At 37.0% G+C, this 17,071-nt stretch carries 16 protein-coding genes; 4 read left to right on the forward strand and 12 right to left on the reverse strand.

Annotated elements, in window-relative coordinates; genetic code table 11:
- Positions 1-181: 181 nt before the first annotated feature.
- Entirely contained in the window at positions 182-562 is a 381-nt protein-coding gene (locus JM64_RS04135) for a hypothetical protein (RefSeq protein WP_064011602.1), read from the forward strand.
- Between the two features lie 9 nt (positions 563-571).
- Here the strand turns inward: JM64_RS04135 and JM64_RS04140 are convergent, their stop codons facing one another.
- Positions 572-1,036, reverse strand: coding sequence for a YbhB/YbcL family Raf kinase inhibitor-like protein (locus JM64_RS04140; RefSeq protein ID WP_064011603.1), 465 nt, complete (start codon positions 1,034-1,036; stop codon positions 572-574).
- Positions 1,037-1,293: 257 nt separating this feature from the next.
- Here JM64_RS04140 and JM64_RS04145 point away from each other — a divergent pair, with 257 nt between their 5' ends.
- The 3 genes from JM64_RS04145 to JM64_RS04155 all read left to right on the forward strand — a co-directional run bounded on the left by JM64_RS04145 (position 1,294) and on the right by JM64_RS04155 (position 5,964).
- Positions 1,294-2,031, forward strand: coding sequence for an SDR family oxidoreductase (locus tag JM64_RS04145; protein ID WP_064011604.1), 738 nt, complete (start codon positions 1,294-1,296; stop codon positions 2,029-2,031).
- Between the two features lie 76 nt (positions 2,032-2,107).
- A complete protein-coding gene (locus JM64_RS04150; protein WP_064011605.1) occupies positions 2,108-4,192 on the forward strand; it encodes an efflux RND transporter permease subunit in 2,085 nt (694 codons plus the stop codon).
- A gap of 20 nt (positions 4,193-4,212) precedes the next feature.
- The gene (locus tag JM64_RS04155) at positions 4,213-5,964 is read left to right on the forward strand and encodes an NAD+ synthase (RefSeq protein WP_064011606.1); all 1,752 of its coding nucleotides are present in this window, start codon (positions 4,213-4,215) and stop codon (positions 5,962-5,964) included.
- A 79-nt stretch (positions 5,965-6,043) separates the two neighbouring features.
- Here the strand turns inward: JM64_RS04155 and JM64_RS04160 are convergent, their stop codons facing one another.
- From JM64_RS04160 to JM64_RS04210, 11 genes are all read right to left on the reverse strand, one after another.
- The gene (locus tag JM64_RS04160) at positions 6,044-7,051 is read right to left on the reverse strand and encodes a cation diffusion facilitator family transporter (RefSeq protein ID WP_082868288.1); all 1,008 of its coding nucleotides are present in this window, start codon (positions 7,049-7,051) and stop codon (positions 6,044-6,046) included.
- 111 nt (positions 7,052-7,162) lie between these two features.
- Positions 7,163-7,915, reverse strand: coding sequence for a flagellar type III secretion system pore protein FliP (gene fliP / locus JM64_RS04165; RefSeq protein ID WP_064011607.1), 753 nt, complete (start codon positions 7,913-7,915; stop codon positions 7,163-7,165).
- Complete coding sequence (locus JM64_RS04170; RefSeq protein WP_231882470.1) at positions 7,912-8,184, reverse strand: flagellar biosynthetic protein FliO; 273 nt, start codon at positions 8,182-8,184, stop codon at positions 7,912-7,914. The genes fliP and JM64_RS04170 overlap by 4 nt, the downstream gene beginning before the upstream one ends.
- Positions 8,185-8,276: 92 nt before the next feature.
- The gene (gene cheY / locus JM64_RS04175; protein ID WP_064011609.1) at positions 8,277-8,636 is read right to left on the reverse strand and encodes a chemotaxis protein CheY; all 360 of its coding nucleotides are present in this window, start codon (positions 8,634-8,636) and stop codon (positions 8,277-8,279) included.
- 1 nt (position 8,637) lies between these two features.
- On the reverse strand, positions 8,638-9,081 hold the full coding sequence (locus tag JM64_RS04180) for a chemotaxis protein CheW (RefSeq protein ID WP_064011610.1): 444 nt from the start codon (positions 9,079-9,081) through the stop codon (positions 8,638-8,640).
- Between the two features lie 47 nt (positions 9,082-9,128).
- The gene (locus tag JM64_RS04185; RefSeq protein WP_064011611.1) at positions 9,129-11,174 is read right to left on the reverse strand and encodes a chemotaxis protein CheA; all 2,046 of its coding nucleotides are present in this window, start codon (positions 11,172-11,174) and stop codon (positions 9,129-9,131) included.
- 14 nt (positions 11,175-11,188) lie between these two features.
- Positions 11,189-12,592, reverse strand: a complete 1,404-nt coding sequence (locus JM64_RS04190; RefSeq protein ID WP_064011612.1) for a hypothetical protein — start codon at positions 12,590-12,592, stop codon at positions 11,189-11,191.
- A complete protein-coding gene (locus JM64_RS04195; RefSeq protein ID WP_064011613.1) occupies positions 12,592-13,431 on the reverse strand; it encodes a TlyA family RNA methyltransferase in 840 nt (279 codons plus the stop codon). Before JM64_RS04195 ends, JM64_RS04190 begins: the two co-directional genes overlap by 1 nt.
- Positions 13,401-14,732 carry a hypothetical protein gene (locus JM64_RS04200; RefSeq protein WP_064011614.1) on the reverse strand — a complete coding sequence of 444 codons (1,332 nt, stop codon included), beginning with the start codon at positions 14,730-14,732 and terminating at the stop codon, positions 13,401-13,403. The genes JM64_RS04195 and JM64_RS04200 overlap by 31 nt, the downstream gene beginning before the upstream one ends.
- Positions 14,627-15,367 carry a tRNA pseudouridine(38-40) synthase TruA gene (gene truA / locus JM64_RS04205; protein WP_064011615.1) on the reverse strand — a complete coding sequence of 247 codons (741 nt, stop codon included), beginning with the start codon at positions 15,365-15,367 and terminating at the stop codon, positions 14,627-14,629. The genes JM64_RS04200 and truA overlap by 106 nt, the downstream gene beginning before the upstream one ends.
- Positions 15,364-17,013, reverse strand: coding sequence for a sensor domain-containing diguanylate cyclase (locus JM64_RS04210; protein WP_064011616.1), 1,650 nt, complete (start codon positions 17,011-17,013; stop codon positions 15,364-15,366). Before JM64_RS04210 ends, truA begins: the two co-directional genes overlap by 4 nt.
- Positions 17,014-17,071 lie beyond the last annotated feature (58 nt).

Genomic DNA, 17,071 nt, shown 5'->3' on the forward strand with positions numbered 1-17,071 from the left:
CAGAAATGAACAATTTCAATTCTAACATGTATTCTAAACGTTGAAAAGATTTTTGACAATCTTTCTAAAAATAACCTAAGGACAATTCACTTTGGAATATAGATTGAACATTTTTGATATCTAAATTGTCTAATTATGTGTAAGCACAACCCAGTAATCTTATATGAAGGGATGTGGTCTCATGTACATAGGTATCGAAATTGTGGTGGCTATCGTGTTCTTCATACCAATAATCGTCCTACTGGGAACTGTAGGGTATGAATTGCAAATAATAAACGACTTTTCGCTCATTATTGAAGGTACCACAAGACTGATACCATTTCCCGATGATTTTTCAGAAACTTACTTTGAGTTAAGGATTTTAGGAGCTTATCAATTTTTAGAAGTTGTACCATTTTCTTTGAAATTCGATATTGGGCAAGTATCTGCAGAACTTGCAGGCAACAATTTTCAGTTCCATTTTGTTCCAAGAATTGGTGGTATTCTAGAATTCCACAATCTAAGGTTGAGCGCTAGTTACGTTAATAAAGCATTTATTGGTGGAATTTACTTAGAATTTTAGATTTTAACTCTACTTTCTTTCATACAATCCCACTATTTCTGCCTGGGCAAGGATTCTACCACTCAACGCTTTTTCCAGTTCCTTTTTTGTAACTTTTCCCTTTAGCTCTATAAGGGTGTTAACGGCGTAAATTTTGAAATGGTAGTGGTGTACACCATGACCTTTTGGTGGACAAGGTCCGTTATATCCAACTTTTCCAAAGTCATTGTATCCTTGCATAGCTCCATTCTGAAGTTTCTCGACTTTTGGAAGGGCTTCTGGAATTTTTACACTTGGACCACTCACCGGATAATTCCAAAGTACCCAGTGAACAAACGTACCTATTGGTGCGTCAGGGTCGTCGCAAATTATAGCTATTGTTTTTGCACCTTTAGGAATATTAGAAATCACCAGTTCTGGATTGACATCTTGTCCTTCACAAGTGTACTTCTTGGGTATGAATTCTTTGTCTTTAAAAACCGAGGAAACTACCATTTGCCTCACCTCCTTTTTTTGCAAACTCGAACATAAAACAATGGACGAAGTAATGACAAAGGTACTCACAAGGAATATCATAGCTACATGTAAGAATATTGGTAGCTTATTGACTGCGGTCCTGAGCATCATGGAAAACACCTTCCCTATATTCCAAAGTATTATTCCTTCTAAGATTATACCACTTTCGGCCATGAATGATATAATAGTTCTGTAAGTCAACCAAAACCGAATCAAAAGTGATTTGAGGTGAGAGTATGTGGAGCAATGACCAAAAAGTGATAGTTGTAACAGGTGGTGCTAAAAACATAGGAAAGGAGATTGCTCTGAAATTTCTTGAGATTGGTTGGAGGGTAGGTATAATAGATTACGATATGCAAGCTCTTGAGAATTTCCCGATTAACGATGAGAAAAAAGTATTTTTATACCACGGTGACACGTCTGATGAATATTCAGTGAGCGAGTTTTACATACAGCTCAAGGAAAGGTTCGGAAGATTGGATGCAATCGTAAATAATGCCGCAATAGGGGGATTTAAAAATTTTCTTGACCTCTCCGTTTCTGAATGGAAGAGAGTTATAGATGTGAACTTGACAGGGTACTTCTTGATGGCACGGTTTGGGGTACCGCTCGTGCTCGAAACAGCAGGCAAAGGAGCTATAGTAAACATTTCATCAACCCGCGCATTGATGTCCGAACCAGGTAACGAGGCTTACAGTGCATCGAAGGCAGGAATATTAGGTCTTACTCACGCACTGGCCAATTCATTAGGACCAAAAATAAGAGTTAACGCAATATGTCCTGGTTGGATTTTGCATGAGGGCGAGATAATTTCTGAGAAAGAACATACCCAGCATTTAACCGGGCGTGCTGGAACAATTTCTGATATTGCTGAAATGGTATGGTTCCTTGTAGATGACGAAAAAAGTGGTTTCATTACCGGACAATTTTTCGTGGTTGATGGCGGAATGACAAAGAAGATGATTTACATCTAAACGCATTTAAAACCTGTTCCTTAAAAAGTTTCGATTGAATATTTAATATTTACTCCACAGAGAGGTGAAGAACAAGGTGAGAAAAAACTTGCTGCTTACTTTTTTGGATTGTATAGCAAAATACAAATTCACCATCATCAGCCTTATGTTTTTAGTACTTTCTGTTATTATTATCCTAAATAACGCAAAAGTTGAAACTAGAATTGAAACATTCCTACCTGGCTACAAACCAGGTAGACCTATAACAGAGATAGATGACCCTTCGGTTCAAAACCTCGTGAGTATGAGTCTTAAATTCGGTGATAGGGCAAGGGTATCAGTAATTTACGAATCGCCAGTGAGACTTGACAAGACCGGAAGTTTGGAGAACTTAAGAAGATTACACAAGAAACTTGAGAATTTTGAAAATGTTCAGACTGTGATATCTATATTAAACTACCCTGGAGCTGACTTATATATCAAAGACGACGCTCTGGATTTAGAAAATCTGCCAAAAGAATATCGAAGTTTTATATCCATGGATGGAAGGTATGCCCTATTTTTAGTAATGATCTCTGTAAACGGACAGGTTGAGCCTGTCGTTAGGAAGATTACAAATGCTCTCAAAAATGAGCCAGTGGTTGTTTTGTCAGAAGCTTCTGTGAACAACAAACTTTTCGATGAGCTAAAGAGGTCAATGTTTTTTTACCCCATTTTGATGTTCGGAGTCATATTAGTTATTTTCTTCTACCAAACACAATCGTTAAGAGCAACTATAGTTTCACTCTTCGTGCCAATAATGGCTTCGATTTACACATATGCTCTTCATTTTGCGTTCGGAGGGGTTCTAAATATACTCACATCAATGATAGCATCGTTCTTGATAATTATCGGTTCAGCTTATCCTCTGCATTATTATAACGCAATTTTTAGAACTGAGGACAATGTTCGTAAGCATATTTCGACTCCTATATTTTTCTCGATGTTTACAACTGCTGTTGGTTTTTTATCGTTTTTGTTCGTCAAAATTCCTGCATTTAGAGAATTTGGTTTTCTCGTTTCCTTGGGTCTTCTCATAGACTTTTTACTTACTGTAACAGTTGGTGATGAATTGTTATTACGTGCGCATAGAAAGGCAGCAAAGAAACCTAAGTCCTTCGGAATAAAGTACATAGGCAACAAACCAGCTATGGGCATATTATTTGTCGTTATTTTTTTAGTTGGCTTATCGTTCTTTTTAATACCTTCTATTAAGGTAGGTTTGACGAGTACAGATTATTTTTCAAAGAAATCAGAGATAACAAAGGCTTATAAGCTTTTAGAAGATAACTTTGGTATGAAAGATGCTATCTACTTGGTATTGGAAAAAGAAGAAGGTATATTCCTACCGTTTGACAACAGAAATATTGATGAAATAATAGCTGAGCTTTCGCAACATTCTGAAATCAGTAGTGTTGATTTCCCCAGAAATGTCCCCGTTACGGCACTCATTTTGGCTTCACGAAACCAACCTTTGTTGAGATACTATATCGCAGATGCTAAGACGATACGTATTTCGATAAACCTTTCACCAGAAGGAGCAGACAATTTGGAAAAGGTTACAAAAATCACGAATGAAGTTATGAAAAAATACAGCTACAATTACTACCTTGCAGGAACTCCATTTATATGGAAGGCGGTTAATGATAACATACTCGCGAGCCAAATTCAAAGTTTAGTCACAGCTCTAATCATTGTATTTGCAACAATTCTTGTTGTATTTAAGGACTTTGCGGAGTCTGTAAAACTGATTTCTCCTGTTGTTTTCGCTACCATTCTAAATTTCTTTTATATGGCTATCTTCAAGATGAAACTTGAAATATCAACTGCGTTGACTTCAAGCATCATTATAGGACTTGCCATTGACTATTCTATACACGTTGGTCACGATTACGGCAAAACTAAAAATATTTTCAGCTCAATAAAAAACGTAGGTCCCGCGATATTAGGGAATGCATTCGGTATCGTCGGTGGTTTTTTGACATTACTGATTGGAGGAGAGTTGGCTATGTTTAAAAGAATAGCGATTCTTGTATCTTTGGGTATATCAACCGCTGCTGTACTGACTCTAACTGTTTTACCATTCCTTTTGTCATTGGGAAGAATCAAAGAAGTTAAAGAAAGTCTCAATGATGAAAAATGAGTATAGAAGGAGGGAACTTTGTGAGAAATGTAAGAATCGCCTTGGCACAGATAAACACGACAGTTGGTGATATAGAAGGAAACAAACAAAAAATCATCGAGTTTATAAAGCAGGCTGTATCATACAATGCGGATGTTTTGCTTTTTCCTGAAATGTCGATAACGGGTTACCCACCTGAAGATTTATTGTTCAAAACCCACTTCATTCAAGATAATATAAAAGCTCTTGAAGAAATTGCACAAATTGTGCCAAAGTCACTCATTGCAGTTGTAGGGTTCGTCGATATAGATGGTGACATTTACAATGCGGCTGCTGTAATAAACAACGGTAAAGTCGTTGCAAAGTACCATAAAAACTACCTGCCTAATTACGGTGTTTTTGACGAAATGCGATACTTTCAGAAAGGTAACAAGGCTTTAGTAATTCAGTTTGGCGATGTTCGAATGGGAATAACCATATGCGAAGATATCTGGTATCCTGGTGGACCAGCACGTGCTGAGGCTCTTTACGGCGATGCACAAATTTTGGCAAACATCTCAGCTTCACCGCATTACCAAAAGAAACTCGAATGGAGAGAGAAAATGCTCTCGACAAGGGCAAACGACAACCTGGCGATAGTGGCATATGTAAACCTTGTCGGAGGTCAAGACGAACTCGTTTTCGACGGAGCAAGCCTTGTATTAGATGAATCAGGCAAGGTTTTGGCTAGGGGAAAACAGTTTGAAGAAGATTTGCTTGTGGTTGATGTAGATGTTGAAATGGTAAACAAGGCACGTTTAAAAGACCCAAGAAGAAGGCAGGATAAACTCGTGGTTACAAAAGAAGATTTAGAAACCTTAGAAATTGTCACAATACCTTTCGAAACAAAAACTCAAAGAAAGGAAATAACTAATCGAATAGAACCTGCACTTTCAGAAGTTGAAGAAGTTTATAACGCATTGGTTGTAAGCCTCCGAGACTATATGAGAAAGAACGGAATGAAAGAGGCAGTTATTGGACTTAGCGGTGGTATAGACAGTTCTTTGGTTGCTTGTATCGCTGTTGATGCGATAGGTAAAGAAAACGTCATTGGCGTTTCTATGCCTGGTCCATTTTCATCAGAACACAGCAAAGAGGATGCAAGATTGTTGGCAGAAAATCTAGGCATAAGATTTTTAACGATTCCTATTGTTGAGGTATACAATACATTTCTCGAAACTTTGAAACCAATCTTTAGAGACCTGCCGTTCGATACTACTGAAGAAAACTTGCAAGCAAGAATCCGCGGAGTTATCCTTATGGCACTTTCAAACAAATTTGGTTGGCTTGTCTTAACAACTGGCAATAAAAGTGAGAGTGCAACGGGTTATTCTACTTTGTATGGCGATACGGCTGGTGGGTATGCTGTAATCAAAGATGTGTACAAGACGATGGTTTACAAACTAAGCGAGTACGTGAATCAAAAAGCCGGAAGAGAAATTATACCTCAAAGGGTATTCATAAAACCACCAAGTGCCGAATTGAGGGAGAATCAAACTGACCAAGACAAGCTCCCACCTTATGAAATATTGGATCAAATATTGGAGCTTTACGTAGAAGAAGACATGAGCGTTGAAGAAATTGTAAATCTTGGCTTTGAGGAAAAAACCGTAAGAGAAGTCGCAAAGATGGTGAACGTAAATGAGTACAAACGTAGACAAACACCTCCAGGACCGAAAGTTACAAGAAGAGCTTTCGGAAAGGATAGAAGATTACCCATAACGAATGGATACAGGGAATACAAGAAAAGGTGAAAAACACAGGTAAACAGCTAGAATAAAAAATCAGGAGGGTAATAAACCCTCCTGATTATATTTAACGAGATTTTGATATTCAAGAACACGATATTAATCCAGTATCTTTGCAGCCATTGAACTCAAACTGAATAGTGACATGATTAATACCAAACTTTTCAAGTTCTGATTTGATTTCGTTGTATATTCTCATTGCGTCACTTAATTTTACATCTTCCTTTAGGTTCACATGTCCCTCAAAAAGGATATTCCTTTCGTCAAGTGCCCAGATATGAATATGATGGATATCTTTTATCACGGGGTTTCGCAACAGTTGAGAACTTATATTTTCAACATCAAAACCTGCTGGGGTGCTTTCCATAAGAATTGACAACGATGCGTTAAAGATTTCAATCGCTTCTTTGACCACATATAGTGCTATTAAAATAGTTACAACGGAGTCTAAAAATTTTAGGCCGTAAATCTTTATAACTACAGCACCTATCAGAACTGCTATAGATGACAGAGAATCCATTAACATGTGCAAATACGCGGACCTTATATTCAAGCTTTCTTTAGACCATTTTTTCAACATTATCATGCTTAAAAGATTTGCAATAAGTCCTATAGTTCCGACAACTAAAACAACGTTAGTATTTATTGATACTGGTTCAAAGAATCTGCGGATAGCTTCCATCGTAAGCAATCCACCTATGACCAAAAGTGTAGATGAGTTGAAAAACGCAGCTATTATATTTGCACGTTTATATCCAAAGGTTTTTCTGTAGTTTTTAGGCTTTTTCGAAACTCTTTCAGCCACGTAAGAAAGTATCAAAGAAAGCGCATCACTAAAATTGTGCGCAGAATCTGAAATTAATGCTAAGCTACCTGCTATAATACCACCAATAAGTTCTGCTAAAGTTATTCCAAGGTTTAGTATCACGACAAATGTAAACCCAGCTAAATCTATTTCAGCTCCTATTTTGGCATGATTATGAGTATGGTCATGGGAATGCTTATGTAAATGAGTATCTCCTAGTTGTGTGTCGTGTTCTGCCCCAGTGTATCCTTGGTTATTATGTTTCCTTGGATTATTATTTTCTACCATACAACCAGCTCCTTCATAATTGCAATATTACAATATTCAGAAACAAGCTTTTGACAAAGTCATACTTTTTTGGCAAAAGCATTGATTAAATTCATGTTGAATTACTGAAAATCAACCGAAGCTTTTAACAAGGCTCACAATAACCGATTCCCATCCATTTGCTAACACAAATATGAGTATTTTAAAAGGAAGCGAAACCAAAACTGGGGGAATCATAATCATACCAAGCGAAAGAAGAATACTTGCCACTACCATGTCTATTATTATGAAAGGTACGTATATTAAAATGCCCATTTTGAAGCCTATTTCTATCTCACCTAATACAAATGCTGATGTTAGCAACGAATCTGGAGCATCCTCAATCTTCTGAACATCTTGCTTGAGAGCGTTTGCAAGAACGAACACGTTGTCTTCGTTATGGTGGTTAACAAGCTCTGTAATCATGAATTTTCTAACAGCTGCCATTGTTCGCGAAAAAAATTCTTCATAGGTTATCTTACCATCCATGTATGGTTGGAGAGCATTTGTATTTATCTCATTCCATGTGGGTTGCATTATGAAAAATGTCAAAACCAGTGCAAGCCCTATAAGTACCTGGTTCGGTGGCACCTGCCTTGTACCCAAAGCATTTCTCACAAAAGAGAAAACAATTATTATCCTCGTAAAGGAGGTAAAAAGCATCAGAATGCTCGGTGCTAAAGTAAGCACCGTCAACACCAAAAGTATTTCCAAAGTTGCTACAAGGTCACGAGGAGATTGATTAGGAGTAACTTGAATACGTATACCTGGAATAGGTACCTCGTCTTGAGGGAAGAAAGAAGTGGTCAGCATCAAAATGAAAAGCAAGGTAACTATCTTTTTCATTTCTTACCACCAACAAATCTTTGAAGGATGGTTTCGAAATTTGAGCCAATTTCAGAATCTATTTCACCCTCTTCAATTGTGTCCAGCTTTTTTACAACTGTCGCTTGGTTCTGACTTATCAGGATAACATAGTATTCTTTCAATATTCTAACAAGCACCAAAGACGTATTTCTGTCCAAGTAAACTCTACTAATTACTTTAGCAAAACGCCCCCCAACTGCGTTGGGGAGCCTTTTTTTTAATATCCAATAAGTACCTAAGAGTATCACTATTATGGAAACCAGACCTATTAAGAAACTAACAAGTCCTCCGATTTTCCTCTCTCCCTACATAAATGTGATTTGGAAAATTGTATTCAAAACTACTTAAGTACCTTTTGAACTGCTTCAATTACCCTTGCCGGTTGGAATGGCTTCACTATGAAATCCTTAGCTCCAGCTTGAATAGCTTCTATAACCATTGCCTGTTGTCCCATTGCACTACAGACAATAACCGTAGCATTTGGATCAATCTTTTTAATCTCCTTGATAGCATCTATACCGTTCATTTCAGGCATCGTGATATCCATGGTAACAACGTCTGGTCTAAGTTCCTTATATTTCTCCACAGCTTCAACTCCGTTGGCAGCTTCCCCGACAACTTCATGACCTGCCTTTGTAAGAATATCCTTCAACATCATGCGCATGAAAGCTGCATCATCAACAACTAAAATACGTGCCATCTTATGCCACCTCCGACCCAATAATTTCTTTAACTATTTCTTCTAAATTGAGATATACTATCAAACGTGCATCTTTCTTTATGAGACCTTTTGCTTTTTTACCGTAAGTATTCATCTTGCCAAGGTTTGTTTCAAGTTCTTCGTTTCTTACTCGCATAACTCCAACAACTTCGTCAACCATGAGTCCGAACTCAACATCCTCAACTTTGGCAATTATTATTTTCCTGTATTCAGTGTTACTCTCATTGGCAAGCAACATCGGGAGACTTATAACTGGAACAATTTTTCCTCTCAGGTTAATCACGCCCTCAATTATCTTCTTTGCTCTTGGGACCGGTGTTATTTCGGTTTTTTCTATAACTATTTCAACCATCTCAACTCCGATTGCCATCTCTTGATTAAGTGCTTTAAAAACAAGAACTTCAAATTCCATATTATCTGCCATAATATTCACCCCCTTAAAACTGGTCAAAAACTCAACCTCAACCTTTATTACGCCATCTCAACGATATTTGCAACATCCAATATCAACGCAATGCTTCCGTCGCCAAGTGTAGCTCCACCACTGAATATCTTAACATCGCTGAAAATCTTTCCAAGAGATTTGATAACTATGTCCTCCTGACCAATAAGCGTATCGACGGTAAGTCCGTATTTTCTATTTCCATGCTTTACAACAACTACGTTCATTTCACTCGGAGTTTCTTCATGTGGGAAGTTAAACACATGCCACAACTTTATCAACGGTATAACCTCTCCCCTGATAACAATGACTTCCTCGTTTTGAACAACTTTTATTTCCTCAGGACTGATGATTAATGTGCTATCAATAATGGAAATAGGGATGGCATAAACGTAATTGTTAACCTTAACGAGCAATGCTTGGATTATCGCTAACGTGAGTGGTAAGCGTATAGTCACTTTTGTTCCCTTTCCGGGATTGCTCTCTATGGAAACTGAACCATTCAAAGATTCTATAGTGTTTTTAACCACATCCATTCCAACGCCTCGACCAGAGAGTTCACTAACCTGGTCTTTCGTTGAAAAACCTGGTAGGAAAATAAAGTCAAAAACCTTTTCATCTGGGAGCGCTGCCGCTTTTTCTTCGGTTATTAAACCTTTCTCAATGGCTTTCCTCAATATTTTCTCACGATTCAAACCTCTTCCATCATCTTCGACTTCAATAACAACGTTGTTTCCCTCGTGCCGTGCTGATAGTTTAACAGTTCCTATCGGAGGTTTTCCTAACGCAATTCTTTCCTCTTTTGTCTCTATTCCATGGTCGATAGCATTTCTGATAAGGTGAACAAGCGGATCGCCTATAACTTCAACAAACGTTCTATCAAGTTCTGTTTCTTCACCCTCCATTATAAAATTGATTTCCTTACCTAAGTTTCGTGCCAAATCCCTGACAACTCTTGGAAATCTGTTAAAAACAAATTCAATAGGAACCATCCTGACCTTCATGACAATGTTTTGTAAGTCCAAGGTTATTCTGCTAAGTTGTGCTAATGATTCGTCCACTTCTTTGATATTGTACTTTTTCAAAATATCTGCTATCCTACTTCTTGCAATAACAAGTTCTCCCATCAGGTTCATCAATGTGTCGAGTTTTTCTGTATCAACCCTCACAGTCTGTGTAATCTTTGTCCTTTTTTGTTCTTTTACACTTTGCTCTTCGGATTCTTTAGCTTCACTACCAACAGCTGTTTCTTTCTTCTTTTCTTCAATCTTGAGTGGTTTAACAATTACACTTTTAATTTCTGAAACTCCCATTATCTTTTCGTATATCTTTTCCTGCGGTACATTACCAATGCCTATCAATTCTACAGTTAGATCGAACTTTTCGTTCTCTATATCCTCGACAGGCGGAATGGAGTGAACTATCTCAACACCTATTTCTTCAAGCGTGTGGAAGACCATGTACATTCTTGCTGATTTAAGCTGCGTGCCTTCTTGAAGATTTACAACGATATGATAAGCAGGTACACCCTTTTTAGCAGCTTCTTCCAACACATCTTTTAAAACCTCTTGTGTGAAGCTTTCTGTAACTAATTTTGCATTCGTTTCCGGTGATGTTTTTTCCTTCACTTCTTTAACCTCTCCAGGCTCGGATTTATCAATTCTTTTACTGCTTTTCTCCACCTTTTCACCTTTCGCAATTCTCTCAAACACTTCTACGAGTCCTTCGCTGCTTTCATCTAATTCATCTGAACCATGTTCAACAATGGCTTTTAACATCTTTTCAATCATATCGAGACCTGCAAACAAATAGTCAAGTTCATCGCTTGTAATTTCAACCTTCCCGCTTCTTACGGCATCCAGGTAGTTTTCCATTCTGTGGCACAATTTTGCAAGTCTCTCAAACCCCATGGTTCCAGCCATACCCTTTAGGGTATGCAATGCACGAAAAGCTCTATTGATCTGTTCAACATCAGTTGTATTTTTCTCTAGTTCTAGTAACGCTTCATTCAAGAGCTGGATGTACTCTTTCGATTCGTCGATAAATACGCCGAGATATTCGTTGTACTCTCCCATGTTCCTCCCTCCTTTTAGGAGATTATAATTTTGTAATAGCTGAAGTAACCCGTAGTATATTTCCAAAACAACATTTTAGAAGACACGTTAAAACCCGTAGTCGATTTAATTATATCACCAATATCCAGTAAAAGTTTGAAATCGTATGTTGTAAGTTTGGAAAAATCGTAATACATTGGTAGTTCTTTCAATCGTCCTCGAGTTTTTTCATACTGCTCGTACTTTGTCTTATCAATTGAGCCAAAAAAAACTCGGTTTGCGATGTAGAAGGTATACAATTTAGAACTTTGAAAGGTAATGTTCCATTCCTGTTTTTGCGCATCGTATTTTGCACCAAGTTTAGCAACACTTGTCTCTAGTGCCTTTGTGTTAGAATTATCGAATATAAATAGGAAATCTCCCGTTTCCAGTCTGCCAACAACATAAACATTTGAAGAAGAGTTCGAAAGTGCTGAAACAAACTCAAAAACTCTCGCTAAATCTGCATTGGAACCTTGTAACCACTGTTTGAGAATCTCAACAACACTTTCCGTGTCACTTGAAGGCACTGATAAGTAGTAATTCCAAGCCATGGAAATGTTTCCGATGTTCTCGCTTATGCGTTTAGTTGTTAACTGCTTTTTATTTTTCTGTTCAAATGTTATACTAAAATTTCCTGCAGAAACAGTTGAGTAAAATAGAACATATTCTGACTCAGAAGAGTCAATCGATGCTCCAGGTAAGTTAAATCGCAAGGCCTCCGGTTTTGAATATCCGCTTATAAAGAAAGTCCCTGCCCTCAATCTTTCAAATACTTTTGATGTCCTTGATAATTGCATATCAGGAGTTGCGTAAGTCTTTAATGCCAACTCTAACGCTGTCTTACTTCCAGCTATTACAAAATACTTTCCTGTATACCCACAGTAAAGGGTATCGCCGAGTAAATACTGATTATTTGGCAACGGTTTGTAATTAACCGAGAGCAAGTACGCTATTCCTTTTACAAACTGAGACGGAGACTTTGTTTGAAAGGCAAAGAAACTGTTTGCAGCAATAGTTTTTACAAAGTCAAAGTAGTAGTTAATATCGAACGACACAACGTTACTCAAGTCAATTTGAATTCCTTTAGAAGCAAATAAAATATCTGTTGAAATCGCATCTTGAATAACAGTAGGCAACACACCTGTTCGATAACGCATGTCTTCAAGTATCCTTAAGAATGATTCTTCGAATCCTAAGCCCTTTCTATTTAAAACAAACGCGAAAAAAGGAACCTTCTTAAGCTCCTCGTACCAACCACCACCGCTCGAAATTCTGATAAAGAAGTCATAATCTTTATGAACCAAATCAATTATATCAGAATCCGCAAGAACGGACGTTAATGCAATGATTACAAAAAAGATTGTGAGGGCTAATTTTAGGTCTACGATTTTCTCCATCACCCGAGCTCCTCCCAAGCGCTGTTAACAACCTCGACTATCTTGCTAACCAGAAAAGTATCAGTAATGTTTTTATCGTAAGAATCATCTAAATTTTTTTGAAATACTGCAAAGAATTCAACGTTTCCGTTTCCCCCAAGCATCCTGGAAAAATCTAAATACACAAACTTAAAACCCTCTTTCATAAAATCTGTCACGACCTCTTTTAAAACCCTCACATGCTCTGATTTGTCTTTAATCACTCCGCAATGAGAATAGCCAACCTCAAATTGTGGCTTTATCAAAATTATACCATATCCTCCAGGTTTCAGTAAATTCAAAATGTTTCTCTTAATTTTTCTGACGGATATAAAAGAAACATCTACGCTAACAATATCAACAAGTTCTCCCAAGTCTTCAAAAATTAATTCTTTCGCATTTTTCTGAATAAGTTTCACTCTTTCATCGCTCCGTAACCTGGGATGTAATTGCTCTGTATTCACATCAACAGCGTAAACTTTTAGAGCACCGTTTTGGATAAAGAAATCAACAAAACCACCTGTTGAACTCCCTATATCACATATCACCTTTCCACGAATTTCTATTTCTGTATCTCCTATCCGAGAAATATTTTTAAACAGCCCTTCGATTTTGTAACCTGCGCGACTAACATATCTAAGAGTTTCTAAAACCTCTATATTATCAGAAGGACTCACTAATTTGGACGGTTCTCTGCATATCTGCCCATTAACTGACACTTTTCCGGACTTTATAATTTGTTGGGCTTTTGCCCTACTCTCAATGAGGCCATTTTTGACCATAGCTACATCTAATCTTTCTTTGTGATTTTCACTTGCCATGTTCCCACATCCGTTACTATATTCAACACACCTTTTGAAATAAACATAAAGAAAATTGAATTTCCGAGGTAAACACCTTCGTAAAAAAAGCCAAAACCAAAATCTTTGACGTTGGTGAATGTCGGATATAGCCTTTTGTTTGGAAAATCATTTTTGAAGAAACTTTCTGTTCTATCCACTTTAATTGAACCATTTACAGACAAAACATAGTTTTCTTTCAAAGCTCTTAATATCACAGTTGCGCTATGTTCGTCGTAATCAAAACAAATAGCATCTTCAAAAGTGCCTGCAAAAATAACTTTTCGAGTTTTGAGATTTACCGCATAAACGTTTTTAGTAACGTCCAATAGGTAAAGCATGTTTTCAACCATCAAAAAATCCAAGGGAGTATTTGAAACCTTTAGTTTCCAGGTAAGCAATAGGTCACCAACAGAACCATCCGCATAAATGATATATTTGTCCCAACCAAATATTGGTACCGAGGAAACTGCTTCTTTCTTACCAGTTCTAAGGTTAAGAATGTAATTTTCCGTCAAAATTGAATAACCTGTGTACAAAAATGGTAAGGAATCGACCTGGTATTGGATTTTTTCAGACATGTAGAGAACTTTATTCTTATAAAAGCTCCCATCCATAGTTACAACAGCGGGAACGAAATTTATGTATTCTGGAACGACTATCAAAGGTATTCCTGTTGGGACAGTAATATATAACTTGTGAGACTTTGAGTCATAAACTAAAGTTTCAGGACCTAAATCAGGGGTGTTTTCACTTAAACCAGTTGTAGTATGATCAAAACTCGTGTTGGTGCTAAAGTATTTGAGAAAACCACTCTTAAAATCTTCTTCGGATTCAAATACAATTTTACCCGCCCTCGTTGTCAAGGAAATTGTATCCCCAGTAGACTCAACACTTATCTTCAAAAGCTCTCCACTCACAACATTAGAAACATCAACCGATGTAGTTGTGGAGATTAACTCAAGCTTCGTCTCATCATCAAACACATTATTTGAGATTATGTTGGTTGCAAAAAAACCAGCTTTTGTCAGCTCTTTAGTAATAAAGAGAGAAAGATGTGGTGCGATGTTTTTTTCAAAAACAACAATTTGAGGTCTCTCCATCCATTTTTTTATTACAGATAAAACTTCTGCGTCTAAACTTTCATCCGGTATTTGAATACCGGCAAAGGTAATGCCTAAAACAACACCTTGTACAAAAACAATCCATGCGCAGGTGCCAACCCAGCTGATTTTGAGCGGTCTTTTGATTCTAACACCTCCAATATCTTGTCTGGTTTCCAACTTCCAACTCCAACCTTTACCAGGTTCGCAACAATACTCCTAACCATTCCTCGTAAATACGATATACCTTCAACCCTCACTAGTATAAGGTTTTTCTTCAATCTTACAATCCTAATAGCGGTAATGGTTCTTTCGGTCCTTATCTCTTCTTCTCCTTTTTTGCTAAAAGCTGTAAAATCATGCGTCCCTATAAGGTATTTAGCACCAGCTCTCATCTTTGTAATATCCAGTTCATATGGAAACCACCAAGCATACCTTCTAAGGAATATATCGTTCATTTTCGAATTTAAAATGTAATAGTGATAGATTCTACGCTTTGCCTCATATCTTGGATTGAAATTTTCACTTGTGAACCATACTTTCTTAACGTATATATCTTTTGGCAGATTTGCGTTTAAAGCGTTTCTGATATCGTTTTCTGAAAGCTTATCGTTTGGACAATCAAATGCTGCAACTTGTCCATTCGCATGAACGCCCGTATCTGTACGTCCTGCTGCATATGTTTGAATGGGCATTTTAAACACTCGCTCAAGCGCTTTCTCCAACTCGCCTTGCACGGTTCTCACATCATTTTGACGTTGATAGCCAAAAAAGTCTGTGCCATCGTATGCAAATTCTATGGCGACTCTTCTCATAAATTGATAATCCTTCCACCTCCGGATTTTTTCCCAGCAACCAAAGCTGTTTTTGCCTTATTCAATATTCCTTCCAAATTGTCTGCATCAACTGGATACTTTACAACCGCCCCACTGATACTGACATAGGGGTACTTTTCTTTAATGTTTTCAATAACTTTTTGAACTAAAATCATCGCGTCCGATTTGCTTTTTGTCCACAGCAAAATCATAAACTCATCACCTATATTGGTATAAAGACCGTAGTTTCTTATTTCGTTTTCTAATGAGTTTTTGATTTCACGTAATATCTCATCTCCAAAAATATAGCCCTTTTCAAGATTAATCTTATCGAAATTATCTACGTCCAAATACACAAAGGAGAAAGTTCTCTTCATCTCTATGGCTTTCGAGATTTCTTCCATTAATTCTGAGACTGTAGCTTCTTCCGGATAGTAACTTAAGAAAAAGCTTCGATATTTACTTTCTTTCACAATTTGTACAAATTGCCAAGCAAAAAACTTTGAAAGTTCGATTTCTCTTTTTGCCGGTCTTAAACCATTGACAGGTTTGTCAAAGCTGATGTATCCAATTGTCTTGTTATCGTATACTAATGGCACAAGGAACAAATCATCCGGGTCCCACGCATTATTAACATCGAGCATGGTATATTCTAGAGGTCTAAAAATATATGTTTGGTCCAAATCAATACTGCCTTTCGGAATAAAATAAACGCCTCCGGAATCGAAACGGCTCTGCATCAGGATTAGTGTATCTTTTATCTGCGGTTGCCTACTCTTCAACATTTCGAAATCTTCGTCTTTAATTCCATATTTTGCAACTCTTACGACTCTACCTGATTTGTAATCAAATAAGTTCAGTAACGCTGCAGAAAAACCTATCATTTTACATGATACCTCAAGTAGGTCACTTAATACTTTGTCTACATCCTCCGTGTCTTGCTCTTCTAAAACGGCTGGTATTTTCGAAAGGTTTTCAATTTCTCTTTTAATTTCATCTTGCTCATACCTCAATTCTTGATACCATACTTGTGCTGTTACTGTATAATACAATTGGACCAAAAAACCCGTGTAGAGTAGAAATGTAAAAATCAAATAAGTCAACTTCACTTCTGGCAAAATGTAAAGCGTAGTTACGATTAGTGAAGCGTAGAGACCTAGCAAAAAAACAAGAAATCCAACACCAATATATTGTTTTAATTTTGTTTTTGTAAAAAAAGTTATGTACACGAAACTGAGTATAATGTTTGTAGCAAAATAACCGACAGCGAAATAAACTACCGAAAGATAGTCATAAACAGCATGTCTGAACAAGAAGATGCCTACTGAAAATTGCAAGAACTCAAAAGCTAATCTTAAAAACCTTATTTGCCAAGAAGTTTTCTTTGTCAAAGGTGTTGTGAGCAATGAGAAAAACATTATTGTTTCTGGTGTGATGAAGGGAATTAAAAACAGGTACAAAAAAGGTTTGGCAGTAAATCTAACTTCACCTATTGGAATCTCAATATACTGAGCTAAAACCATAGCTATCAATGAGGCAATAATCATCCGTATGTCGTAACTAAAAATAAAGGGTTTCGAGAAGAACAAGAAGACAGAACCTATCAAAAACAACGAAAATACAAATATCAACGTTTTTTTGGTCACTTCTTTCCCCCCAATGTTATGTTATATAGATTGTAACATACTATCACTGTATTTTAAA

The sequence above is a fragment of the Fervidobacterium pennivorans genome (assembly GCF_001644665.1).
Taxonomy (GTDB): domain Bacteria; phylum Thermotogota; class Thermotogae; order Thermotogales; family Fervidobacteriaceae; genus Fervidobacterium; species Fervidobacterium ngatamarikiense.